Source organism: Nitrospirillum karajorum (genome assembly GCF_036348415.1).
GTDB lineage: Bacteria > Pseudomonadota > Alphaproteobacteria > Azospirillales > Azospirillaceae > Nitrospirillum > Nitrospirillum amazonense_B.
Window position 1 is genome coordinate 453,122 of the sequence record NZ_JAZBQB010000002.1, and the last position, 23,133, is coordinate 476,254.

The 23,133-nt window shown below is 67.4% G+C and carries 21 protein-coding genes; 7 read left to right on the forward strand and 14 right to left on the reverse strand.

What is annotated here, in order from left to right; translation table 11 throughout:
* The 3 genes from UCD39_RS09720 to UCD39_RS09730 form a co-directional block, all read right to left on the reverse strand.
* The gene (locus UCD39_RS09720; RefSeq protein WP_330495826.1) at window positions 1-1,842 is read right to left on the reverse strand and encodes a phosphoenolpyruvate carboxykinase (GTP); all 1,842 of its coding nucleotides are present in this window, start codon (window positions 1,840-1,842) and stop codon (window positions 1-3) included.
* A 518-nt stretch (window positions 1,843-2,360) separates the two neighbouring features.
* Window positions 2,361-3,644, reverse strand: a complete 1,284-nt coding sequence (locus UCD39_RS09725) for an MFS transporter (protein WP_330495827.1) — start codon at window positions 3,642-3,644, stop codon at window positions 2,361-2,363.
* 25 nt (window positions 3,645-3,669) lie between these two features.
* The gene (locus UCD39_RS09730) at window positions 3,670-4,473 is read right to left on the reverse strand and encodes a substrate-binding domain-containing protein (RefSeq protein WP_330495828.1); all 804 of its coding nucleotides are present in this window, start codon (window positions 4,471-4,473) and stop codon (window positions 3,670-3,672) included.
* 110 nt (window positions 4,474-4,583) lie between these two features.
* On the opposite strand from UCD39_RS09730, the gene UCD39_RS09735 reads away from it, so the two are divergent.
* Window positions 4,584-5,480, forward strand: a complete 897-nt coding sequence (locus UCD39_RS09735) for a LysR family transcriptional regulator (RefSeq protein WP_330495829.1) — start codon at window positions 4,584-4,586, stop codon at window positions 5,478-5,480.
* 7 nt (window positions 5,481-5,487) lie between these two features.
* Here the strand turns inward: UCD39_RS09735 and UCD39_RS09740 are convergent, their stop codons facing one another.
* The 5 genes from UCD39_RS09740 to UCD39_RS09760 form a co-directional block, all read right to left on the reverse strand.
* Window positions 5,488-6,387, reverse strand: a complete 900-nt coding sequence (locus UCD39_RS09740) for a hydroxymethylglutaryl-CoA lyase (protein WP_330495830.1) — start codon at window positions 6,385-6,387, stop codon at window positions 5,488-5,490.
* On the reverse strand, window positions 6,384-8,432 hold the full coding sequence (locus tag UCD39_RS09745; protein WP_330495831.1) for an acetyl/propionyl/methylcrotonyl-CoA carboxylase subunit alpha: 2,049 nt from the start codon (window positions 8,430-8,432) through the stop codon (window positions 6,384-6,386). Before UCD39_RS09745 ends, UCD39_RS09740 begins: the two co-directional genes overlap by 4 nt.
* Window positions 8,432-9,229: an enoyl-CoA hydratase/isomerase family protein gene (locus tag UCD39_RS09750; RefSeq protein ID WP_330495832.1), complete on the reverse strand. Its 798-nt coding sequence runs from the start codon at window positions 9,227-9,229 to the stop codon at window positions 8,432-8,434. Before UCD39_RS09750 ends, UCD39_RS09745 begins: the two co-directional genes overlap by 1 nt.
* Window positions 9,230-9,239: 10 nt before the next feature.
* Window positions 9,240-10,847: a carboxyl transferase domain-containing protein gene (locus UCD39_RS09755; protein ID WP_330495833.1), complete on the reverse strand. Its 1,608-nt coding sequence runs from the start codon at window positions 10,845-10,847 to the stop codon at window positions 9,240-9,242.
* 71 nt (window positions 10,848-10,918) lie between these two features.
* On the reverse strand, window positions 10,919-12,097 hold the full coding sequence (locus UCD39_RS09760; RefSeq protein ID WP_330495834.1) for an isovaleryl-CoA dehydrogenase: 1,179 nt from the start codon (window positions 12,095-12,097) through the stop codon (window positions 10,919-10,921).
* A gap of 193 nt (window positions 12,098-12,290) precedes the next feature.
* Here UCD39_RS09760 and UCD39_RS09765 point away from each other — a divergent pair, with 193 nt between their 5' ends.
* Both UCD39_RS09765 and UCD39_RS09770 read left to right on the forward strand, forming a co-directional pair.
* Complete coding sequence (locus UCD39_RS09765; RefSeq protein WP_330495835.1) at window positions 12,291-12,881, forward strand: TetR/AcrR family transcriptional regulator; 591 nt, start codon at window positions 12,291-12,293, stop codon at window positions 12,879-12,881.
* A complete protein-coding gene (locus UCD39_RS09770; RefSeq protein WP_330495836.1) occupies window positions 12,881-13,372 on the forward strand; it encodes a hypothetical protein in 492 nt (163 codons plus the stop codon). Before UCD39_RS09765 ends, UCD39_RS09770 begins: the two co-directional genes overlap by 1 nt.
* 11 nt (window positions 13,373-13,383) lie before the next feature.
* Here UCD39_RS09770 and UCD39_RS09775 read toward each other — a convergent pair whose 3' ends face one another.
* The 4 genes from UCD39_RS09775 to UCD39_RS09790 are packed head-to-tail and all read right to left on the reverse strand — an operon-like array spanning window position 13,384 to window position 16,277.
* Entirely contained in the window at window positions 13,384-13,683 is a 300-nt protein-coding gene (locus UCD39_RS09775) for a type II toxin-antitoxin system RelE/ParE family toxin (RefSeq protein ID WP_330495837.1), read from the reverse strand.
* Window positions 13,683-13,943 carry a type II toxin-antitoxin system ParD family antitoxin gene (locus tag UCD39_RS09780; RefSeq protein ID WP_330495838.1) on the reverse strand — a complete coding sequence of 87 codons (261 nt, stop codon included), beginning with the start codon at window positions 13,941-13,943 and terminating at the stop codon, window positions 13,683-13,685. The genes UCD39_RS09775 and UCD39_RS09780 overlap by 1 nt, the downstream gene beginning before the upstream one ends.
* A 58-nt stretch (window positions 13,944-14,001) precedes the next feature.
* Window positions 14,002-14,757 (reverse strand): glycosyltransferase family 2 protein, encoded by a 756-nt coding sequence (locus UCD39_RS09785; RefSeq protein WP_330495839.1) that lies wholly within the window; start codon window positions 14,755-14,757, stop codon window positions 14,002-14,004.
* A gap of 17 nt (window positions 14,758-14,774) precedes the next feature.
* Window positions 14,775-16,277, reverse strand: coding sequence for a hypothetical protein (locus UCD39_RS09790; protein WP_330495840.1), 1,503 nt, complete (start codon window positions 16,275-16,277; stop codon window positions 14,775-14,777).
* Window positions 16,278-16,533: 256 nt separating this feature from the next.
* On the opposite strand from UCD39_RS09790, the gene UCD39_RS09795 reads away from it, so the two are divergent.
* The 4 genes from UCD39_RS09795 (at window position 16,534) to UCD39_RS09810 (ending at window position 20,780) form a co-directional block, all read left to right on the forward strand.
* Window positions 16,534-17,481, forward strand: coding sequence for an aldo/keto reductase (locus tag UCD39_RS09795; protein ID WP_330495841.1), 948 nt, complete (start codon window positions 16,534-16,536; stop codon window positions 17,479-17,481).
* A 173-nt stretch (window positions 17,482-17,654) separates the two neighbouring features.
* Window positions 17,655-18,659, forward strand: a complete 1,005-nt coding sequence (locus UCD39_RS09800) for a GlxA family transcriptional regulator (RefSeq protein WP_330495842.1) — start codon at window positions 17,655-17,657, stop codon at window positions 18,657-18,659.
* A gap of 30 nt (window positions 18,660-18,689) precedes the next feature.
* On the forward strand, window positions 18,690-19,316 hold the full coding sequence (locus UCD39_RS09805) for a cytochrome P460 family protein (protein WP_330495843.1): 627 nt from the start codon (window positions 18,690-18,692) through the stop codon (window positions 19,314-19,316).
* Between the two features lie 162 nt (window positions 19,317-19,478).
* The gene (locus UCD39_RS09810; RefSeq protein ID WP_330495844.1) at window positions 19,479-20,780 is read left to right on the forward strand and encodes a TetR/AcrR family transcriptional regulator; all 1,302 of its coding nucleotides are present in this window, start codon (window positions 19,479-19,481) and stop codon (window positions 20,778-20,780) included.
* Window positions 20,781-20,800: 20 nt separating this feature from the next.
* Here the strand turns inward: UCD39_RS09810 and UCD39_RS09815 are convergent, their stop codons facing one another.
* Both UCD39_RS09815 and UCD39_RS09820 read right to left on the reverse strand, forming a co-directional pair.
* A complete protein-coding gene (locus tag UCD39_RS09815; protein ID WP_330495845.1) occupies window positions 20,801-21,592 on the reverse strand; it encodes a MaoC family dehydratase in 792 nt (263 codons plus the stop codon).
* Window positions 21,589-23,094, reverse strand: a complete 1,506-nt coding sequence (locus tag UCD39_RS09820; protein ID WP_330495846.1) for a class I adenylate-forming enzyme family protein — start codon at window positions 23,092-23,094, stop codon at window positions 21,589-21,591. The genes UCD39_RS09815 and UCD39_RS09820 overlap by 4 nt, the downstream gene beginning before the upstream one ends.
* Window positions 23,095-23,133: the final 39 nt, after the last annotated feature.

Here is a 23,133-nt window from a genome sequence, read left to right on the forward strand (position 1 = left end):
TCAGGCCGCTTCGCGGTTCTGGGCCAGGCGATCCAGCAGGGTGTCCTGCTGCTCGATCAGCTCCTCGGGCGTGTCGCCGCCGAAGCGGCCGAACAGCTCGGACTGGTCGCGCAGTTCCGTTTCCGCCTCCACCGGGTCCACCGCCATGACAGCGTCGAACTGGTCGCGGCCGAAATCCAATCCATCCCAGGTGAGGTCCTCATAGCGCGGCGTCAGGCCGAACAGGTTTTCCGCCGTCTCGGTCGCCCGGCCGTGGACGCGCTCCACAATCCACTTCAGCACGCGCATGTTATCGCCAAAACCTGGCCAGGCGAACTTGCCGTCGTGGTCCTTGCGGAACCAGTTGACGCGGTAGATGCGCGGCAGATTGTCGATCTTGCCGGCCATGTCCAGCCAATGGCGCCAGTACTCCGCCATGTTGTAGCCGCAGAAGGGCAGCATGGCGAAAGGATCGCGGCGGATGGCGGCCTGGCCGACGGCGGCGGCGGTCGCCTCCGACCCCAGCGTCGCCGCCCAGTACACGCCCTCGGTCCAGCCGCGGGTCTCGAACACCAGGGGGAAGGTGCGCGACAGCCGGCCGCCGAAGATGAAGGCGCTGATGGGCACGCCGGCGGGGTCCTCCCAGGCCGGATCGATGCTGGGGCACTGGCTGGCCGGGGCGGTGAAGCGGGCGTTGGGGTGCGCCGCCTTGCGGCCGCTGGCGGGCGTCCAATCCTTGCCCTCCCAATCGATCAGGTGGGCGGGCGGCGTTTCGGTCAGACCCTCCCACCACACGTCGCCGTCATCGGTCAGGGCGCAGTTGGTGAAGATGACATTGGCGTGCAGGGTCAGCAGAGCGTTGGGGTTGGACTTCAGGCTGGTGCCCGGCGCCACGCCGAAGAAGCCCGCCTCGGGATTGATGGCGCGCAAGGTGCCGTCCGGCGCCGGCTTGATCCAGGCGATGTCGTCGCCGATGGTGCGCACCTTCCAGCCGTTGAAGGCGGCGGGCGGCACCATCATGGCGAAGTTGGTCTTCCCACAAGCCGAGGGGAAGGCCGCCGCGACATAGGTCTTCTCACCTTCCGGGCTTTCCACGCCCAGGATCAGCATATGCTCCGCCAGCCAGCCCTCTTCCCGGCCCAGGACGGAGGCGATGCGCAGGGCGAAGCACTTCTTGCCCAGCAGCGCGTTGCCGCCGTAGCCGGACCCGTAGCTGATGATCTCATGCGTCTCGGGGAAGTGGACGATGTACTTGTGCTTGGCGTTGCAGGGCCAGGCCACGTCCTTCTGGCCGGGGACCAGCGGCGCGCCTACGGAATGCAGGCACTTCACGAAGTCGCCATCGCCCAACTGGCGCAGCACCGCAGCACCCATGCGGGTCATGATGCGCATGTTCACGGCGACGTAGGGGCTGTCGGACAGCTGCACGCCGATGTGGGAGATGGGGGAGCCCAAGGGCCCCATGCTGAAGGGCACGACGTACAGCGTGCGGCCGCGCATGCTGCCCTTGAACAGGCCTTGCAGCGTCTGGCGCATTTCGGCGGGATCGGCCCAATTGTTGGTGGGGCCAGCTTCCTCCGCGGCCGGGCTGCAGATGAAGGTGCGATCCTCCACCCGGGCGACATCGCCCGCATCCGACCGACAGAGGAAGGAATTGGGCCGCTTGGCCGGGTTCAGGCGGATGAAGGTGCCCTGGGCCACCATCTCCTCGCACAGCCGGTCATATTCTTCCTGGCTGCCGTCGCACCAATGGACGGCGGCCGGCTGGCAATGGGCGGCGACCTCCTCAACCCAGCTCAGCAGGGCTTGGTTGGTGGTGGGGGCGCCGGTAAGGGAAGAGGATAGGGTGACGGTGCTGCTCATGGAATTCTTCTACCTTTCGATCCGCGAAACCGCTGGCGGCGGACCTGGCGGGCCCCGTCCTGTAGAGGCCTGGGGCGAGCGCCGGCCGGTCGGCGAAAAGCGGCAAATAGGCGGAATCGTTCCGGAAAGGGCCATTGGCTGCGGCCGTATGCCGTGAAACGACGCCGCGCCGCTTTTTCCGGGCGCAAACGGTCATAAGGGGTATGGGGCTGTAAAAAGGCGCGGTGATGACCGTTGACAGGTCAACTATGGACGCGCGCCTCCCCGGCATCGGGCAGGCCGGATGCACCGGGGGCATATCCCCGTGAGCGGGATCGTCGATGGATTCCGTGGGTGAAGGTCATTGTGCGCTACTCCCCGAAGTTGAGTACGGATGGGCCGGTCTTTGCCGCCAGCTCCACCCCTGACTGATGGCCGGCCCTGTCGTCGGGCTCATGCCACTTTCATTTTCTACCGCCTGGTCCCCCGATGTCCAGTGGCTTGGCTGTGTCAACACCGGGTGCCGGGGATGGCCGATATCAAATGGTATCCGCCACCATGCGCGTAGTGGCCGTGTCGCGACGGTAGACCATGAGGACCGCCAGCAAGCCGCAGAGGGCGGCGGCGGCCATCCACAAACCGGGTGCCGCCTTGTCCCCCGTCACCTCGATCAACCAGGTGGACACCAGGGGCGTGAAGCCGCCGAACAGCGCCGTGGCCAGGCTATAGGCCAGCGAGAACCCCACCGTACGCACCTCCGGTGGCATCACCTCCGTCAGCGTCACGAGGGCCGCCGCGTTATAGCTGGCATAGAGGAAGGACAGCCACAGCTCCGCGATCAGCATGGTGCCGAAGCTGACATCGTGGACCAGCCAACTCAGCACCGGATAGGCGGTCAGCATGGCCAGGATGGTGAAGGTCATCAGCAGGGGCCGGCGTCCCACCTTGTCGGACAGCGCGCCCATCACCGGCAGCCAGATGAAATTGGACAGGCCGACGCAGAAGGTCAACAGCAGGCTGTCGCCGGCACCCAGCTTCAGCACGCTCTTGCCATAGGTCGGGGCATAGACGGTGATGAGGTAGAACGAGACCGTGGTCATGACCACCATCATCATGCCCGCCAGCACCAGCCGCCAGTTGGCGGCGATGGACAGGACGCTTTCCCGGAAGCTGGGATGATGCGCGCGGGCCTGGAACGCCGCCGTTTCCTGCAAGGACCGGCGGATGACGAAGATCACCGGCACGATCAGGCAGCCGATGAAGAAGGGGATGCGCCAGGCCCAGTCATGAACCTGCTGCGCCGACAGAATTTGGTTCAGCCCATAGCCGATGAGGGCCGCGGCCATGATCGCCGCCTGCTGGCTGGCGGATTGCCAGCTGACGTAGAACCCCTTGGTGTCGGGCGTGGCCATCTCCGCCAGATAGACCGAGACGCCGCCCATTTCCACCCCGGCGGAAAAGCCCTGCAGCAGGCGGCCGATCAGCACCAGGGCGGGGGCCAGCAGCCCGATGCTGGCGTAGCCGGGCACGAAGGCGATCAGCACCGTGCCCAGCGCCATGATGGCCAGCGTCAGCACCAAGCCCTTGCTGCGACCGATCCGGTCGATATAGCTGCCCAGGATGACCGCGCCCACCGGCCGCATCAGGAACCCCGCCCCGAAGGTGGCGAAGGTCAGCATCAGCGACGCGGTGTCGTTTCCGTTGGGGAAGAATGTGGTCGCGATGTAGGGCGCGTAGAAACCGTAAAGGAAGAAATCGAACATTTCCAGGAAGTTGCCGCTCGTCACGCGCAACACGGTGGCCAGCTTGGACGGCTGTTTCATGGGGAAACCTGGCATGGGGGAAACCTCAGCGACCGGCTGTGTTGGCGGGCACCAGCCCGGATTTGACGATCAGGGGCGCCGCCTCTGGCGACGACAGGAAGGCGATCAGCTCCTCGGCCGCCGCCTTGTCCCGGGCCCCGGCGGCGATGCCGATTGAAAACGGCGTCACCTTCTGGGCGTCATCGGGCAAGGGCCCGACGATATCAATGCCGGACAACGGCAATAATTCGCTGATCTGTTGGAAGCCGATCTCCGCCTCGCCGCGGGCGACCACGGCGCCGACCGGCTCCGCCGGGATCATCCGCGCCTTGCCCTTCATGGCGTCGGCGATGCCCAGGCGCTCGAACAGGACCGTGGACAGGAAGACACCGCTGGCGCTGTCCGAATAGGCGATGGACTTGGCATCCAGCAGCACCTTTTTCAAAGCCGCGACGGTGGAAATGTCCGGGTGCGGAGCGCCCGCCTTGACGGCCATGCCGATCTTGGACAGGGCCAGAACACGGTGATCGACGTCCATCACCTCCCCTTCCCGCACCAGCTTGTCCAGGCTGTCGCCCACCATGATGACGACGTCGATATCCTGGTGCTGGCGCAGTCGATTGGGGATGGCCTGTGGCGTGTCGCCCATGGACGGGCCCCACACGGAAACCAGCGTGTGCCCGGTGCGCTTTTCAAACTCGGGCGCCAGCGCCTTGTAGGCGGCGGCGAAGCCACCGGAACTGGCGACGTGCAGGTCCGCCGCGCCGGCCGGCAAGGGTGACGCCAGCAACAGCAGGGCGAGCGTGCGCGAAATGACGCCGCCCGTTGAACGGGGGTCACTTCCGGTCATTTCCGTCTCCTCCGGTTTTAATATCTCAGCCATTGTGCGATGGCCCCCGGTGGACAGGAATTGCATTTATCTTCTTAATTGATAACTATGACGTATCAATTGGAGACACCATGCGGCTGGATTTCGAATTCGGGGAGGTGCTGGCCTTCGTCACCGTGGCGCAGACCCTGAACTTCCGCGCGGCGGCGGATCGGCTGTACATCTCCCAACCCGCCCTGAGCCGGCGGATCGAAAAGCTGGAGGCGGCGCTGGACATGCGCCTGCTGGAACGCACCACGCGCAAGGTGGAATTGACGGATGCCGGCCGGCAGTTCCTGAACCACGCCGTTGTCATTCTGGAGGAACTGGAACTGGCGCGTGCCAGCATGGTGGAGCGCGCCAGCAGGGCCAAGCAGTTGGTGACGGTGGCCTGCGTGCCCTCCGTGGCCAATCACGTCTTGCCGGAAATCCTGCGTCTCTACGCTGACACCCATGCGGGCGTGCGCATCCGCGTCATCGACGAAAGCGCCGGCAAGGTGCTGGACGCGGTGTTGGAGGGCGAGGCCGATATCGGCATCAGCTTCCTGGGGGCCCAGAACGCGGATATCGACTTCACGCCCATCCGCAGCGAACCCTATGTGCTGGCCGTCCGGCGGGACCATCCGCTGGCGGCCGCGACGACGGCCCGCTGGGCTGACCTGGAGAGGGAACGCCTGATCGCCGTGTCACTGAACAGCGGCAACCGCGTATTGATCGAAAATGTGCTGGCCGGCCTGCCGCGCCGGCCAATCATCCATTATGAAGCCAACCATGTCGCCGGGGCGCTGGGGCTGGTGTCCGCCGGGTTGGGGGTGGCGGTGCTTCCCGGCTTGGCCTTGGCCAACGACGCCTATCCTGGGCTGGTTGGCCTGCCGATGCGGGAACCGGAGCTAAGCCGCACCCTCGGTCTGCTCACCCGGGCCGGGGCCCGGCTGAGCCAGGCAGCCACCGCGCTTCAAGACCTGGTGTTGCGACAGATCCGCGGATAGTTGTGTCTCATGCCTTCTTGGCCAGCAGGGCGCGGCCGGCGCGGCTGGCGTTGGGGCGGCCGATGGCGGCGGAGATCCAGCCGCCGATAGTGGCGAGCGCATCCAGGTCCACGCCGGTGGACAGGCCCTGCCCCTCCAGCATGTAGACCACGTCTTCCGTCGCCACGTTGCCGGTGGCGCCCTTGGCGTAGGGGCAGCCGCCCAGGCCCGCAACAGAACTGTCGATGACGCGGATACCTTCTTCCAGGCAGGCCAGCAGGTTGGCCAGCGCCTGGCCATAGGTGTCGTGGAAATGGGCGGCCAACTGGGCCACCGGGACCTCTTGGGCGACACGGCGGATAAGGGCCGCTGCTCTGGCCGGGGTGCCCACGCCGATGGTGTCGCCCAGCGAGATTTCCGTGCAGCCCAGTTCCACCAGCCGGGCGGACACCTCCGCCACCTTGGCGGGGTCGATCGCGCCTTCATACGGGCAGCCCAGCACGCAGGAGACATAGCCGCGCACGGCGATGCCGTTGTCGCGCGCCAGGCGGGCCACGGGGGCGAAGCGATCCAGGCTTTCCGCGATGGAACAGTTGATGTTGCGCTGGGAAAAGGCCTCCGACGCGGCGGCGAAGACGGCGATTTCCGTCACGTCTGACGCCAGCGCCTGGGTGAAGCCGCGCTCGTTGGGTACCAGCACGGGATAGCCGACGCCTGGCCGTCGCTGGATGCGGGCCAGCACCTCGGCTGTGTCCGCCATCTGCGGTACCCATTTGGGGGAAACAAAGGCCCCCGCCTCCACCACCGTCAGGCCGGTGGCCGACAGACGGTCGATCAGGGCCACCTTGGTGTCAGTGGGCACCAGCGCCGCCTCGTTCTGCAGACCGTCGCGGGGGCCGACCTCGACTATCCTCACGGCGGCGCTCATGCCTCATCTCCCGTCACGATGATCAATTCGGCGCCGTCCGGCACCTGGTCACCGATGGCGTAGCGCACGGACTCCACCGTACCGGGGCCTTGCGCCTTGATGGTGTGTTCCATCTTCATGGCCTCCAGCACCACCAAGGCCTGCCCCTTTTCCACCCGGTCACCCGTCGCCACCAGCACGGCGATCACCTTGCCCGGCATGGGTGCAACCAGGCGACCGCCGCCGCCGGCATCGACCATGCCGACGTCCAACGGGTCGATGAGGGTGAGACGGTGGTGCCGGCCGGGACGGAACAGGTCCAGCTCCCGCCCCCGGCGTGACCAGCCGGCCGTCAGCCGGCGTCCGCCGACCTCGGCCACCAGGCGCCCACCCCCATGCGCCTCATCGGGCTCGAAGCGGGCATGCCCCGTCAGTTCCTCGCCCGTAGGCAGGGTGATGTCGAAGCCGCCGTCGCGCCGGCGGCAGGCCCGCACCTCCAGCGGTTCGCCGCCCTCGTGGCTGGTGGCGAAGGTCAGAACCTCTGGCACGGCGTCGTTCAGGCGCCAACTGTCGCCGGTGGCCCAGGGACTCCACGGGTCCTTGGTCCGGGCGGCGGCCGCCACCGTCTCCGCCTTGCGCTCCAGCAGCACGCCCAGGGCCGCCAGCGACAGGACCTCGCCGGAAGGGGGCGTCGGCGGGGGCAGGAGGTCGGCCTGGTGGCGCTCGATGAAACGCGTGTCCAGGTCAGCCGCCAGGAAGCCGGGATGGCCGGCGATAGCCGCCAGGAAGGGGATGTTGGCCGACAGGCCGCCCACCTCGGTTTCCGCCAGCGCCTGGCGCAGGCGCCGCACCGCCGCCGGACGGTCGACGTCCCAGACGATCAGCTTGGCGATCATGGGATCGTAATGGATGGAGATGGCGTCGCCCTGGCGCACACCCGTATCCACCCGCACCTGCGAGCCCGTTTCCGGGAAACGCAGGTGCGACAGGGTGCCGGTCTGCGGCAGGAAGCCCTTGTCCGGGTCCTCGGCATAGAGGCGCACCTCGATGGCGTGGCCGTTCACCGCCAGCTCGCTTTGGCTCAGCGGCAGGGCGCCGCCGGCCGCCACCCGCAGCTGCCATTCCACCAGGTCCTGGCCGGTGATGTATTCCGTCACCGGATGTTCCACCTGCAGGCGGGTGTTCATCTCCATGAAGTAGAAACGGCCGTCACCGCCCGTCTCCACCGGGTCCAGCAGGAATTCCACCGTGCCGGCGCCGACATAGCCGATGGCCTTGGCCGCCGCCACGGCCGCCGCCCCCATCTCCTGACGCAGCTCCAGCGGCAGGTTGGGCGCCGGTGCCTCCTCCACCACCTTCTGGTGGCGGCGCTGGATGGAGCAGTCACGCTCGAACAGGTAGACGCAGTTGCCATGGCTGTCGGCGAACACCTGGATTTCCACATGGCGCGGGCGGCCCAGGTACTTCTCGATCAGCACCCGGTCATTGCCGAAGGCGGCCTGGGCCTCGCGCTTGGCGGAAGCCAGCTGCTCATGGAAGTCTTCCGCCGAGGTGGCGACCTTCATGCCCTTGCCGCCGCCGCCGGCCGAGGCCTTGATCAGCACGGGGAAGCCGATGCGCGCCGCCTCCGCCGCCAGCACGCCGCTGTTCTGCTCCTCCCCATGGTATCCGGGCACCAGGGGCACGCCGGCGGTTTCCATCAGGGCTTTGGCCTCGGACTTGCCGCCCATGGCGCGGATGGCGCTGGCCGGCGGACCGACGAAGATCAGGTCCGCAGCGGCACAAGCCTCGGCGAAGCCGGCGTTTTCCGATAGGAAGCCATAGCCGGGGTGGATGGCCTGCGCGCCGGTGCGGGCGGCCGCGTCCAGGATGGCATCCATGCGCAGATAGCTGTCGCGGGCCGGCGCCGCGCCGATGCGCACCGCCTCATCCGCCAGCGTCACATGCAGGGCATCGGCGTCGGCGTCGGAATAGACGGCGACCGTGCGGATGCCCAGGCGGCGGGCGGTGCGGATGATGCGGCAGGCGATTTCGCCGCGGTTGGCGATCAGCAGCGTCTCGATCATCACTTGTCCCCTGCAGGCTGGGCCCAGGCGGCCTTGCGCTTTTCCAGGAAGGCGGCGACACCCTCCCGCCCTTCGTCACTGGCACGGATCAGGGCGATGCGCTCCGCCGTGTCGCTGATCAGATCATCGGTCACCGGCCGGTTGGCGCAGTCGAAGACCAGGGCCTTGGCCGCCGCCTGGGCGGCGGGTCCCCCCTCGCCCAGACGCTTGACCAGCGTGGCCACGGCGCCATCCAGCTGGTCGGCCGGCACCACCTGGTGCACCAGGCCCAGGGCCTGAGCCTCCGCCGCGCTGAACCGTTCCGCCGTCAGGAAATAGCGGCGGCAGGCACGCTCCCCCATGGCGGCCACGACATAGGGGCCGATGGTGGCGGGAATCAGGCCCAGCTTGACCTCCGACAGGCAGAAGGTGGCGCCCTCGGCCGCGACGGCGATGTCGCAGCAGGCGACCAGGCCCACGCCGCCGCCAAAGGCCGCCCCGTGGACCACCGCGATGGTTGGCTTAGGGACCCGATTCAGGGTGCACAACATGGTGGCCAGGGCCAGCGCGTCGGCATGGTTCTGGTCGCGGCTGTAGCCCGCCATGCGCCGCATCCAGTCGAGGTCGGCGCCGGCGGAGAAGCTGGGGCCGTTGCCCTTCAGCAGGATGGCGCGCACCTCCGGGTCGCGGCCCAGCTGGTCGAACAGCTGGGTCAACTCGGCGATCACGCCCTCGTTAAAGGCGTTGTGCAGGGCTGGCCGGTCCAAGGTGACGGTGGCGATTCCGGCTTGATCCACTGTGGCAAGAACATCGGTCATGGTCTTGATCTCACATCCGGAAGACGCCGTAGGTGGTTTTTTCCACCGGGGCATTGAGGGCGGCGGAGAGGGACAGCGCCAGCACCATGCGCGTCTCGGCCGGGTCGATGATGCCATCGTCCCACAGGCGGGCGCTGGCATAATAGGGATGGCCCTGGTGTTCGTATTGGGCGCGGATGGGGGCCTTGAACGCCTCCTCCTCCTCCGCGCTCCAGCTCTTGCCCTGGGCTTCCAGGCCGTCACGCTTCACGGTGGCCAGCACGCCGGCGGCCTGCTCCCCGCCCATGACGCTGATGCGGGCGTTGGGCCACATGTAGAGGAAGCGCGGGGAATAGCCCCGGCCGCACATGCCATAGTTGCCGGCGCCGAAGCTGCCGCCGATGATGACGGTGAACTTGGGCACCTTGGCGCAGGCCACCGCCGTCACCAGCTTGGCACCGTCCTTGGCGATGCCGGCGTTCTCATACTTCTGCCCGACCATAAAGCCGGTGATATTCTGCAGGAAAATCAGCGGGATGCCGCGCTGGTTGCACAGCTCGATGAAGTGCGCGCCCTTCAGCGCGCTTTCCGAGAACAGGATGCCGTTGTTGGCGATGATGCCGACGGGATAGCCCCACAGATGGGCGAAGCCGCAGACCAGGGTGGTCCCGTACAGCTGCTTGAACTCATCGAACTCTGACCCGTCGACCAGGCGGGCGATGATCTCGCGCACGTCGAAGGGCTTGCGGCTGTCGGTGGGGATGATGCCGTAGATTTCCTCCGCCGCGTACTTGGGCGCCACCGGTTCGCGCAGGGCCACGGCCGGCGCCTTCACCCGGTTCAGATTGCCGACGATGCGCCGGGCGATGGCCAGGGCGTGGGCATCGTTCTGGGCCAGATGGTCGGTGACGCCGCTGGTGCGGCTGTGGACGTCGGCACCGCCCAGATCCTCGGCACTCACCACTTCACCCGTGGCGGCCTTCACCAGCGGTGGGCCGCCCAGGAAGATGGTGCCCTGGTTGCGGACGATGATGGACTCGTCCGCCATGGCGGGAACGTAGGCGCCGCCCGCCGTGCAGCTGCCCATGACCACGGCGATCTGGGGGATGCCGGCGGCCGACAGGGTGGCTTGGTTGTAGAAGATGCGGCCGAAATGGTCGCGGTCGGGGAACACTTCATCCTGGTTGGGCAGGTTGGCGCCGCCGCTGTCCACCAGATAGACGCACGGCAGGTTGTTCTCCCGCGCGATCTCCTGCGCCCGCAGGTGCTTCTTCACCGTCAGCGGGTAGTAGGTGCCGCCCTTGACCGTGGCGTCGTTGGCCACCACCACGCATTCGGTGCCGGAGACGCGGCCGATGCCCGTCAGGATGCCGGCCGCCGGCACCACATCGTCATAAACGCCGTGGGCGGCGAGTTGCGAGAACTCCAGCCAGGGGCTGCCCGGGTCCAGCAGGTGGCGCACCCGGTCGCGGGGCAGCAGCTTGCCGCGCGACAGGTGCTTGGCCCGCGCCTTCTCGCCACCGCCCTGCTTGATGCCGGTGACGGTGGTGTGCAGGTCGTCGACCAGGGCGCGCATGGCCGCCGCGTTGTCGGCGAAGGCGGCGGCGCGGGTGTCGATCTGGGAAATCAGCTGGGGCATGACGCGGGTGTTCCCCCTTGGGGCCAGGCAGGATGGTCAGCGGACCGGAGCGGTGATAACCGGGGTGGTGATCAAGACGCGCTTTCGCGGAACAGTTCCCGGCCGATCAGCATGCGGCGGATCTCAGAGGTGCCGGCGCCGATCTCATACAGCTTGGCGTCGCGCAGCAGGCGGCCGGTGGCGTATTCGTTGATGTAGCCGTTGCCACCCAGGACCTGGATGGCGTCCAGCGCGCACTTGGTGGCGCTTTCCGCCGCCAGCAGGATGGCCCCGGCCGCGTCCTTGCGGGTGATCTTCTTGGCGTCGGCCGCGCGGCCGACGGCGTAGACATAGGCGCGGGCCGAATTGAGCGCCACGTACATGTCCGCGACCTTGCCCTGGATGAACTGGAACTCCCCGATGGCCTGGCCGAACTGCTCCCGATCATGGATGTAGGGCACGACCACGTCCAGGCAGGCCTGCATGATGCCCAGGGGGCCAGCGGCCAGCACGGCGCGCTCATAGTCCAGGCCGCTCATCAGCACGCGGACACCGCCGCCCACCTGGCCCAGGATGTTCTCCTCCGGCACCTCGCAGTCCTCGAACACCAGTTCGCCGGTGTGGCTGCCACGCATGCCCAGCTTGTCCAGCTTCTGCGCGCAGGAAAAGCCCTTGAAGCCCTTCTCGATCAGGAAGGCGGTGATGCCCTTCGGACCGGCCGTCACGTCGGTCTTGGCATAGACCACCAGGGTGTCGGCGTCGGGGCCGTTGGTGATCCACATCTTGGTGCCGTTCAGGACATAACGGTCGCCCTTGCGCTCCGCCTTCAGCTTCATGGACACCACGTCGGACCCGGCGCCGGGCTCGCTCATGGCCAGGGCGCCGACATGCTCACCCGAGATCAGCTTGGGCAGGTAGCGGGCCTTCTGCTCGGGCCGGCCGTTCAGGCGGATTTGGTTGACGCACAGGTTGGAGTGGGCGCCGTAGCTGAGGCCCACGGAGGCGGAGGCGCGGCTGATCTCTTCCATGGCCACCATGTGCTCGACATAGCCCATGGCCGCCCCGCCGTACTCCTCCTCCGCCGTCACACCCAGCACGCCCAGGTCGCCCAGCTTGCGCCACAGGTCCATGGGAAACTGGTCGGTGCGGTCGATCTCGGCCGCACGCGGGGCGATCTCCGCCGCCGAGAAGGACGCCACGGCGTCGCGCAGCATGTCGGCGGTTTCGCCGAGGCCAAAATCCATGGTGGGGAACGCGGCGGAGATCGACATGGCGGGCTTGTCCTCCCTCGGGGAATGTGAGATTGCTTATTTACAAACGGTCATACGTTTCTTTCGGGCGGGCCGCAAGGGTGATTTAGGGACCAAATGGGGCGTGATCTTGACGGCCGCCAGCGGCAGGCCGAAAAGTCGCGGGCGCCGGTGGCCCTAAGCCCCGGAAACAGCAGGAATTGGATTTTTCGGCATGGTGCGGACGGTGGGCTCACGCGGGCCCAAGACGATGGAGGCGATACGCGCCGCAGGCCTGCGCCTGATCCGGCGACATGGCTATGAGGCCATCACCCTGCGCCAGCTTGGGCAGGAGGTCGGCATCCAGCCGGGCTCGATGTACAACTACATCCAGTCCAAGCAGGACCTGCTGTTCATCCTGATCCGCGACCATATGGTGGCCCTGCTGGCCGAGGTGGCCACGGCGCTGGAGGGGGCGGCCGATCCCCTGGACCGGTTGCGCCGCTTCATTCGCTTCCACGTCTCCTACCACATCCGTCGCACGGACGAGGTGTTCATCGGCGGATCGGAACTGCGTAGCCTGGAGGGCGAGAACCGCACCGCCATCCTGGCCATGCGCCGTGACTACGAACGCCTGCTGGTCGCCATCCTGGCGGACGGCATGGAGGCCGGCCAGTTCAAGCGCACCGACCCGCCGGTGACCGCCTACGCCATCCTGGCCATGCTGACCGGCGTGTGCACCTGGTACAATCCCGCCGGACGCATTGGCGAAGAAGAGCTGATCCGCCTGCACCAGGACATGATCCTGGGCGGGGTGTTGGTGTGATGGCGACCCGTTTGGACTTAACCACGGGGCTAGCCGCCTTCTGCCTTTTCGCGGCACAGGTCGCAGCCGCCGCACCCTGCCTCACAGGACCGGCAGCCACCCAAGCCCTGTCCAATTTGGCGCGATCCACCAAGGATGTGCGCTGGGACGCGCGCTCCATGGTCTGTGGCGATTTCAATGGCGACGGCGTGCCGGACCGAGCCGTCCTGGGCTATCGTGACCGTACGTTGCTGCTGGCCGTGCGGCGTGGCGGCAGGCAAGCCTTCCAGATCCTGGAGTTCGCCATTGGCGGCGCGAGTCAACAGGGTGTGTGCACCCTACCGGTCACCCTGCGCGCCAGCGATCTGGTCTGCGACACAGAGGATGGCCCCCTGCCAGGCTGTAAGGCAGGCAAGGGGGTGAAAGCATTGTCCATTGAGGATGGCAATTGCGACCCCATCAACCTCTATTGGAGCCATGAGGCGGACGAGATGCTTTGGTGGCGGAATTAGGACAAGCCGCCCTATTCATCCGAGAACAGGATGCCGTCGTAATCCTGGGCGCCATGGAGAATATGGATGATGCCGACCTGGCCCGCCTGGACACGGTAAAAGATCAGGTAATCGCGAAAAACTCGGCGGCGGATACCGCCCGCCTGATGAGTTGGAAGCAAAGGGAAGGCCTCGGGCATGCGGCCGATCTCAAGCGCGCATCGCTCCAATTCCCTCACGAAGGTGATCGCGCGGTCCTTATTGTCGCGGGCAATGTAAAGGGCGATGGCACGCAGGCCTGCCCGGGCACGATCCGAAAGAACCACCTTCATTAGTGCGATGCGTCCGGCAGCGCCGCGATCTCCGCTTCAAGCTCGGCACAGACTTCATGCAAATCATGAACCCGGCCCGCTTCGACATCCGCGATACCTTGAGCCAATGCGGCATCCAAAGCCGATAGGCGCCGCTCCCGTGCCTCCAATAGACGCAAGCCGTCGCGTACGACTTCACTGGCGTTATTGTAGCGGCCGCTATGTAGCTGGTTCTGAATGAATTCTTCGAAATGCCGGCCAAGGGTGTAGCTGCTGGGCATGATTTCACCTATCGCTATCATTCAATGATAGCGTCGCCGCCCGGCTTGGACAATGGCCTTACAGCGCCGGCGGCGTCGCTTCCTGGAAGCGCGCCACCTCCGCCGGGGTGCCCAGGGGCACCACCGCCTCGACCGGCATGCGGTGCAGGTAGACGGGCTGGCCCGCTCGGATCAGGTGGTTGTAAAGCGGGGCGATGTACTTCTCCCCCTTCGCCATGTTGGCCGGGTTGGCGAAGAACTCGGCATAGGATCGGGCGTAGAGGGTGAAGGAGGAGAACCAGTAGAGCCCGACGGTGGCGTCGTCGGAGATGCGCTCCTTCTCCCGCAGTTCCTGGATGCGGCCCGTCCCGTCAGCGCGGGCGAAGCTCCACGCCGCGCCTGGCCCGGGGAAGCAGGGGACCCAGCCGTCGCCGCGCACGGCGTCGGCCGGCAGGTGGGCCGGATCGACATGGGTGTCGATGTTGTAGACCAGCATGGGCCGGTCGGGGTGGGCCACCGCGTCCCGGGCCGACAGGGCGCTGGTCGCCTGGCCGTCGGTCAGGGCATCCAGCTCGACCAGGGCCACGTCCTGGATGCCCAGGACGGCGGCTTGCTCTCGGATGAAGTCCTCCGCCCTGTCCTGGCGCAGGGCCACGAAGATGAAGGGCGAACCGGCCTCGATGAAAGAGCGCAGGCTGAGCATGGACCAGGCGAACAGCGTGCGGCCATGCGCCTCGATCCGGTACTTGGGCACGGTGTAGCCGGCGTCGCGGAAACGCTGGCCCATGCCCGCCATGGTGATGATGACCGTGGGCGGGGGGACGGGGGTGGACATGGGCGGCGTACTCTCCTTCAGGCGCCTTTTCCACCATGCCGCGCTTGGTCGATCTCATCCAGGATGGCGCGGGCGGTCAGGGCGAAGCCCAAGATCTTCTTCGGCACGTCGATGTGCAAGGGCGTCATGCTGATGAACAGCGACGCCTCGCACAGCCGGACCAGCAGCGGGTCGAAGCCCGCCTGGGCCAGGCGCTCGCGGAACAGCGCCTGCGCCCAGCCGCGTTCCCCCGCGTTGCTGGCCAGGGTCAGGCCCAGGTCGGCGCCCAGCGCCACCTCATACTGTCCGCTGTTGATGAAGTCATAGCCGCCCAGGATGGAGTGGGACAGCTTGGCCAGGTCATAATAGGGGTCGGTGTGCAGTTCATCCGCCGACTCAACGCCGCGCGGGTCGATGAAGCGCAGCAACTGCGTCGTCTTGGAATACAGGATGTTGGAGAAGCATAGGTCGCCGTGACCCACCACCAGCCGGTCGGCGGGAAACCGGTCCCGCAGGCTCTCATAGGCTGCCAGGTAACGATCCATCAGGGCGTCGATGCCGCCCACGGCGCGGGCCAGCAGGGGCGCCAGGTCGCCATAGGCCGGCAGGCTTTTCAGCAGGGCCACGCGCTCCACCACCTTGTCGCGGTAGAGGCGGTCCATCACCGCCCTGCCCTCCGGCCGGCCGACGCGGCGGGCCGGGCGCTGGGTGACGTAGCTGAACACCCGATCCAGGAACAGGCCGAACTCCGCCGGGGTCATGGTGCCATGCACCCACTGGATGCCCATGTCGGCGATCAGCAGGCGTTCCATGCGATAGCTGGCCGTGTCGCCGTCATCCTGGAAGTCGAAGGGCTGCACGAAGAAGATGCGCTGCTCCGCCGGCAGCAGCGTGTAATAGTCGAACTCCCGCCGCAGCTTGGCCCGGTCGCGTGAACGCTTCACCAGGGTGTAGTCCGGGCCGTCGCTGATGGAGTTGAAGTGGCGGGCGTCGAAATTGTTGGCCAGAAATCCCACGAATTGCGCCGGGTCGCGCAGGTCGATCAGGCCCAGGTCGGCTTGGTCAGGCTGGGTGAAGTCCTTGCGCCGCCGGGCGACGAACTCGCGTAGGCGCCCCTGGGCCATCGCCGTCACGGCCCCTTCGGCCAGGCGCTGCTCCACCAGCACCAGGCCGGTCCAGTCGGTGGCGGTGCGCACCGGCCAGGCCTGGTTGCCGCTGGCCTGGGCCAGGGTCTTCAGCACGCGCGTCAGATGTTCCCGCGGCCCCGCGGCGGCCAGGTTGGCGGGAAACAGCAGGAATTGGGTGGAGGCCGGGGCAGTGGCCGCCCGCTCCGCCGCCTCATCCAGGGCGGCCCGGCTGGACAGCACGACCGGCGGGGCCAGGCCCGCTTCCTGCGCCGCCTCCTGCACATGGCGAAGCAAGGTGCGCCGGCCATGGATCAGGCCGCCGAAACTGCCAACGCCGGTCATGCCGAGAATGTCGTCGGGGACCCGGCGGCTGTCATCGAACAGGATGGTCAAGCCCATCGCGGTCAAGCCCATTGGTGCCCCTCCTCAAATCCAGTCTCGCCAGCGCGTCCACCAATACACAGAACACGACGGGATACGACAACAATGCATGAAAAAGCGATGCACGGATTGTGCCATCGCCATGACCGACGGTGCTGGGATGATTTGACGTTTTCCACTCGACGGCGGTCCTCGGAGAGGTCGAATATCAGGGGGCTGCGGAGGCATCCCCTCTTCCAGACGGTTTAACCACGGCTTTCATTCCCCATCCTTGATCCGGATCGCACCCATGCCTGGCACCCCGACCCACATCCCGCCCGTCCCCGACGCCTTGAGCTGCCTGCATGCCGAAGGCCCGCGCCTGTCGCCGCTGGTCTGGGGCGCGTGGCGTTCCCGCGAGGGGGAAGAAACCGGCACCCCGGCAAAGCTTGCCCGCTTCCTGGACGGGTGCCTGGAACTGGGCATCACCAGTTTCGATCATGCCGACATTTACGGCGATTACGGGGCGGAGGCCCTGTTCGGCCAGGCGTTGAAGGAATGGGGCGGCAAACGCTCTTCCCTGCAACTGGTGACCAAGTGCGACATCGCCCTGCTGTCGCCCCAGCGGCCCAGCCATGTGGTGAAGCACTACAATACCTGCGGCGACCACATCACCGCCTCGGTGGAACAGTCGCTGCGCAACCTGGGTACGGATTACATCGACCTGCTGCTGCTGCACCGCCCGGACCCGCTGATGAACCCGGACAACACCGCCGACGCGCTGGACCGGCTGTTGCGGTCAGGCATGATCCGCCATATCGGCGTGTCCAACCATAACCCGTCGCAGGTGCGCCTGCTGCAGTCCCGGATGGCCCGGCCCCTGGTCACCAACCAGATAGAATTTTCCGTCACCACCCTGGCGCCCCTGTTCGACGGAACGCTGGACCAGGCGCTGGAACTGCGCATGAGGCCCATGGCCTGGTCGCCGCTGGGCGGCGGCGGCCTGTTCACCGGCGCCACGGAGCAGGCGCGCCGCACCCTGGCGGCGCTGGAGGCGGTGGGCGCGGAGATGGGGGTGAATGACCCCGGCACGGTGGCGTTGGCCTGGCTGATGCGCCATCCCTCGCGGCCGGTGCCGGTGCTGGGCACGACGCGCCTGGAGCGGGTGCGCACCTACACGCAGGCCGCCCACCTGAAGATGCAGCGCCAGCACTGGTTCCAGATTCTGGAGGCCAGCCAGGGCCACGAGGTGCCCTGACTCCGCCGCGCGGCCAGCCGCCGCTGGCGGCGGTTGGTGCCACTTGGCCAGGGTCCACCGGCGATGGCCGGAAGTGTCGGGCGGATGTCCTTCCGCCCGGCGCCCGTCCCGCGGATACTGTCCCTATCGCAACCCCGGCATCGGGGCGGGATGGCGACAGGAATGGGGCGGGCATGACGCGGGTACCGGCGCTTATCGGCATCATCGGCTACGACGACGTCAACGCCCTGGATGTGACCGGCCCGGCCGAGGTCTTCGCCAACGCCGCCGATCTGGCGGAGGCCGGTCAGGCGGGGCCGCCGCGCCACCGCCCCTACCGCGTCGTGCTGATCGGCGTGGGGGCGGGTGCCTTCACCAGCGAATCCGGTATCACTTTCACGCCGGCATACAGCCTGGCGGCCGGTGACGTGCCGGATTTGGACACGCTGATCATCGCGGGCGGCAAGGGCCTTCGGGAACCCACGACCAACGGGGCGGTCGCCCGGTGGCTGGTGGATAACGCCCATCGTTTCCGCCGGGTGGCCAGCGTCTGCACCGGCATTTACGGCCTGGCGGCCAGCGGCCTGATGGATGGCCGGCGGGTCACGACCCATTGGCGCCACGCGGCCGACCTGGCGCGCAAGTTTCCCGCGCTGCGCGTCTGCGACGATGCCCTGTTCCTGAAGGATGGGCCTTTCTACACGGCGGCGGGCGTCACCGCCGGCATCGATCTGGCGCTGTCGCTGGTGGAGGAGGATCACGGGCCGGCGCTGTCCCTGGCGACGGCCCGGGAACTGGTGGTGTTCGTGAAGCGCCCTGGCGGCCAGGCCCAATTCTCCGAGCCCCTGCGGTTTCAAAGCCGGGCGGCCGACCGGTTCGCCGATCTCTCCGCCTGGATGCTGGGCAACCTGGACCGCGACCTGTCGGTGGAGGAGTTGGCGACGCGGGTGAACCTCAGCCCCCGGCAGTTCCGGCGCCGCTTCACCGCTGCCCTGGGCCGTCCGCCCGCCGATTATGTCGCCGACCTGCGCCTGGGCGAGGCCTGCCGCCGCCTGGTGCAGCCAGGCGTGAGTGTGGAGACGCTGGCCGCCGCCATTGGCTTCCGCAGCGCCGACGCCTTCCGCCGGGCCTTCCGCCAGCGCTACGGCGTGTCCCCCAGCCAGTACCAAGCCCATTTCTCTTCAGCCGGAGCCGGCTGACCCATCCACCCCCACTTATCGGAGGCCCCCATGGCCTGGTTTCTTTCCGCCCGCCGTCTTGCGGCGGCGATGCCCCTGTTTTGCCTGCTGTCGGTAACCGCCGGTTCGTCCATCGCGGCGGACGACACCGCCCCTTTCGTTCCGCGTTTCGACAAAGATGACCGCTTGGCCTTCCCTGACGGGTACCGCGAATGGGTCTATGTCACCACCGGCCTGGACATGTCCTATGGACCCGCCCGAAGCATGGGCCATTCCATGTTCGACAACGTCTTCGTGAACCGTGAGGCCTACCTCGCCTTCAAGCAAACCGGCACCTGGCCGGAGAAGACGACCTTCGTGCTGGAGGTGCGCGGCGCGGCGGACAAAGGTTCCATCAACAAGAACGGCCATTTCCAGACATCGGAGGTCATGGGGTTGGAGGTCCATGTGAAGGACACCGCGCGCTTTCATGATGACGGCTGGGGCTTTTACTCCTTCGCGGCGGACGACACGACGCCGGCACCGGCCGAGCAATTGCCCGTTGAGCAAAGCTGCTACAGCTGCCATCGGGAGCACGGCGCCGTCGACACGACCTTCGTTCAGTTCTACCCGACCCTCCACCCAATCGCCGCCGCCAAGCACACCTTCAGCGCGGCCTACCTGTCCGAAAGTAAGTAGGACGCGCTGGGTGTCTCCCGGCTGGGGGAGATTTTCCGCCAGGATGACGTCACGAGACGCAATTGTGATATATTATGACATCCTTGCATTGCTGTTCTAATCCGAATGGACTATCAGTGCCCTACGGCAGTTGAAAAAAGCACGGTCATGAACTCTGGCCTAATGTCTCCGACCCGTTCGGTCTTATCCAATATCCCGGATGATCGCGCACCGGGCGCTGCGGATCCACCTCGCGCCACCGCCCGGCCATTGGCCGGCGTGCGGGAACGGCTGATCGACCATGGCCATACCCTGTTGGCCCAGGGCGGTCTGAAGGCCCTCAGCGTCCGTAATCTGGCCGCCGCCGCCGGCCTCTCCGCCAGCGCCGTCCCCTATCACCTGGGGGACAAGGACAGCCTGACCCAGACCGTCTTCCAGGCGGCGGTGGAGCGGGACCGGCAAACCTGGGTGCAGTTCCACGAGTCCGTGGGCCGGCAGGGCATGCCCCTCGCGGCCCTGGCGGAGGCGCTGGTGGTACAGGCGCTGGACTTGTCGTTCCGGCAAGGCGCCATCGAGTTGGTTTGGTATGAGCTGATCCATCGGGCTCGCAACACCCCCGCGCTGCGTCCCATCCTGGCCGGGTGGTATGAGGAACGGAAGGCGCGCAACCGGGACCTGTTCGCCCTGGCCGGCCTACCGGCCCATGTGGCCGACATCATGACCCATTACCTGGTGGGGGACCGTTCCACCCTGCTGGTGGCCGGCGGCGCCTCGGGCTTCGCCCTGTCGGTGGCGGAGAACATTCGCTACCTGTGCGATCCGCAGGGTGACAGCGGCCTATGGCATGAGCGTCTGCGCCGACCGGCATGCAGGCCGCAGGACGGCGTGGACGCCTTGGGTGAGACGGAGCGGCGCATCGCCGTCGCCGCCGTCGCCATCATCATCGACCAGGGCGTGGCCGCCGTCACCCACCGCGCGGTGGCGCAACGGGCGGGCGTCTCCCTATCCTCCACCACCTATCATTTCCGCTGTCGGGCCGACATCATCCGCCGCGCCTTCCAGCTGATCCATGAGGATTTGCGGCGGGAGGTTCCGGCGACCCACCGCGAGCCCCCGCCCCTGTGCGTCTTTCTGCGGGCCGTGGCGGAGCATATGCTGGTGCCGGTTGACGGGGACCGCATCGCCGGGCGCAACGCTACCTACGCCATGGGTGACTTCGCGCTGGAGGCCTGCCGCGACACACCGCTGGTCCCGCTATACCTGGCCTTCCGCCAGGATCGGGGATCACGTATCCGCGCGGCGCTCGACCATGTGGTGGGCTGCCAATCCTCGCTTTCCCCGTTCCAGGCGCAGATCGTCTCCACCTGGCTGCAGGGCCGCGCCCAGATCCTCAACGCCCTGGACGCGCCACCCGATGTGGACGGCTACGCCGGGGAGTTGATCGTCCTGCTGCGCTATCTGCAACCGGCCATGCCCAGGATTTGAGGCGCCCACTTGAGGCGCCCTCAGCCGGGACCATCCAATAGTTGGGCATGGCTGGCCCCGCGTCCCGGATCCCATTGGGGGGCCAGAACCAGGGCGCGGCCGGTGGCGACGATCTCGCCCGCTCCCCCGCCCGCATGCACACGGCACACCGTGGCCAAGTCCACCAGCCGCTTGTCGGGCCGCAACCGGGTGATGGTCACCGTGGCATCGAGTGGCGCGTCCAGCGGCACCCGGCGCCAGAACACCGTTTCCTGTTTCAGGTAGTTGGTGCCCGGCCCCGGCAGCCGCACACCCAGCAGAAAGGAAAACAGGCTGAGCACCAGCGGTTCCCGCAGGCGGTGGCCGGTCAGCCGCTCATAGAGGCCAAGATCCGCGTCGGTATAGAGGCGGGTGACGCTGGCGGTGGATCCGTCCGGCGGGTCGGTCCAGCCATCGTCGGGGGCCAGTGGCGCAAGGGTCGCCACTCCCTCGCACACGGCTTGCCCATCGGCCTGGCGCTGGGTCAGAAGTCGGACGCGGCTGTCGTCCTGCGGCTCGGCACGGAAGATCAGCGCCTCGCCAGCGTAGGCCGGGGCGGGAAAGGTCACCGCCAGCCGGGCCAGCGGCCGGCCGGGCCGCGCGTCGGACGCCAAGCCCCGCAGCAGCGCGCACAGCAAGGCGCCATGCGCCACGGTGCGCCCGAAGCGGGTGCGGGCGGCGTGGCCGGGATCCAGATGGATGGGGTTGTCGTCGCCCGACAGGCGGGCGAAGGCGGCGAAATCGTCCTGGGTCAGGACGCGGTTCATCCGGGCGGAACCGGTCGGCACGCTCACGACGCCAAATCCAGCCCCGGCGGCAGCGGCGCCCTCAGCCGATGCTTTTGGATTTTCCCGGCGGCGGTGCGGGGGAAGTCGTCCACCAGGACGAAATGGCGCGGCACCTTGTAGCCGGCCAGCAGGGCGCGGCAATGGCGCGCCAGGCCCTCCACATCGGTGCCGGGCTGGACGCGGACATGGGCCTGTCCCACCTCCCCCCACACAGCGTCCGGCACAGCCACCACCGCGACCTCCACCACGCCGGGATGCCGCAGCAGCGCGTTCTCCACCTCCACCGGATAGACGTTTTCCCCGCCTGAAATGAACATCTCCTTCAACCGGCCGGCGGGATAGTAATAGCCATCATCGTCCTGGCGCACGAGATCGCCGGTGCGCAGCCAGCCGTCCCCGGTGAAGGCCGCGGCCGTCGCCGCAGGCTGGCGCCAATAGCCGGGGGTGACGGCGGCGCCCTTCACCCATAGCTCGCCCACCTGCCCTGGGGGCACGTCCCGCCCCTGCGCATCCACCACGCGCACCCGGCACAGGATCTGCGGCTTGCCGATGGAACCCACCTTGGCCCCGGCGCCGGCCGGGTCGTTCAGGAACAGGGTGGGCCCCGTTTCCGTCATGCCCATGCCGTTGCAGACATAAGCGCCCCGATCGACGAAGCGGCGCGCCAGCGCATCCTCCAACGGCGCGCCGCCGCAGGCCCAGCGCCGTACCCTGCCCAGGTCCGTGGTGGCGAACCGGGGATGCATCGCCAACTGTCGGTAGACGGCGGGAACGCCGAAGAAGGTGGTGATGCGGCCATCGGCGATGAGGTCCAGCACGGCATCGGCGTCGAACCCGGGCCGCACCAGCACCTCGCCCCCCGCCATCAGCAGCGGCAGTGTGTGCAGGTTGATGCCGGCGGTGTGGAACAGCGGCAGGTAATTCAGGGTGCGGTCGCTTTCCGCCAAATCCACGCCCTGGCGCAGGTTCACGTAGTTCGCCATGGCCATGCCGTAGGTGTAGAGCACGGCCTTGGGCTCCCCCGTCGTGCCAGAGGTGTACAGCAGGTACCAGACGTCGTCGGCGGGCCAAACCTCCCGCGCCGACAGGGGCCGGTGCACCTCCACCTGCGCATCGAAGCCGTCGTCAAGGTTGAGGCAGGGCACGTCGCCCGGCAGGGCCGCCGCCGTCGCGCCATCTTCCGCCCCATGGAACAGCAGGCGGGGCTGGCAATCCGCCATCACCTGGATTAATTCCGCCGCCGGCATGCGCCAATTCAGCGGCACCAGGGTGCAGCCCAGTTTGGCGCAGGCGAACAGCAGCACGAAAAAGGCGGGACGGTTGCGGCACAGCACCGCCACGCGGTCGCCCGGTTCGATACCCAGGGCCGCCAGCAGGCCGGCGGTGCGGGCGGCGCGATCGTCCAGACCGGCATAGGTCAGGCTGTCGCGGGTGGTGAGATCCACCAGGGCCACGCGGTCAGGCGATAGCCGGGCGCGTTGCGCCGTCAGGTCGAACAGATCCCACATGATCCGGCGCGTCGCGCCCGCTCCCTATTGTTCCGGTTA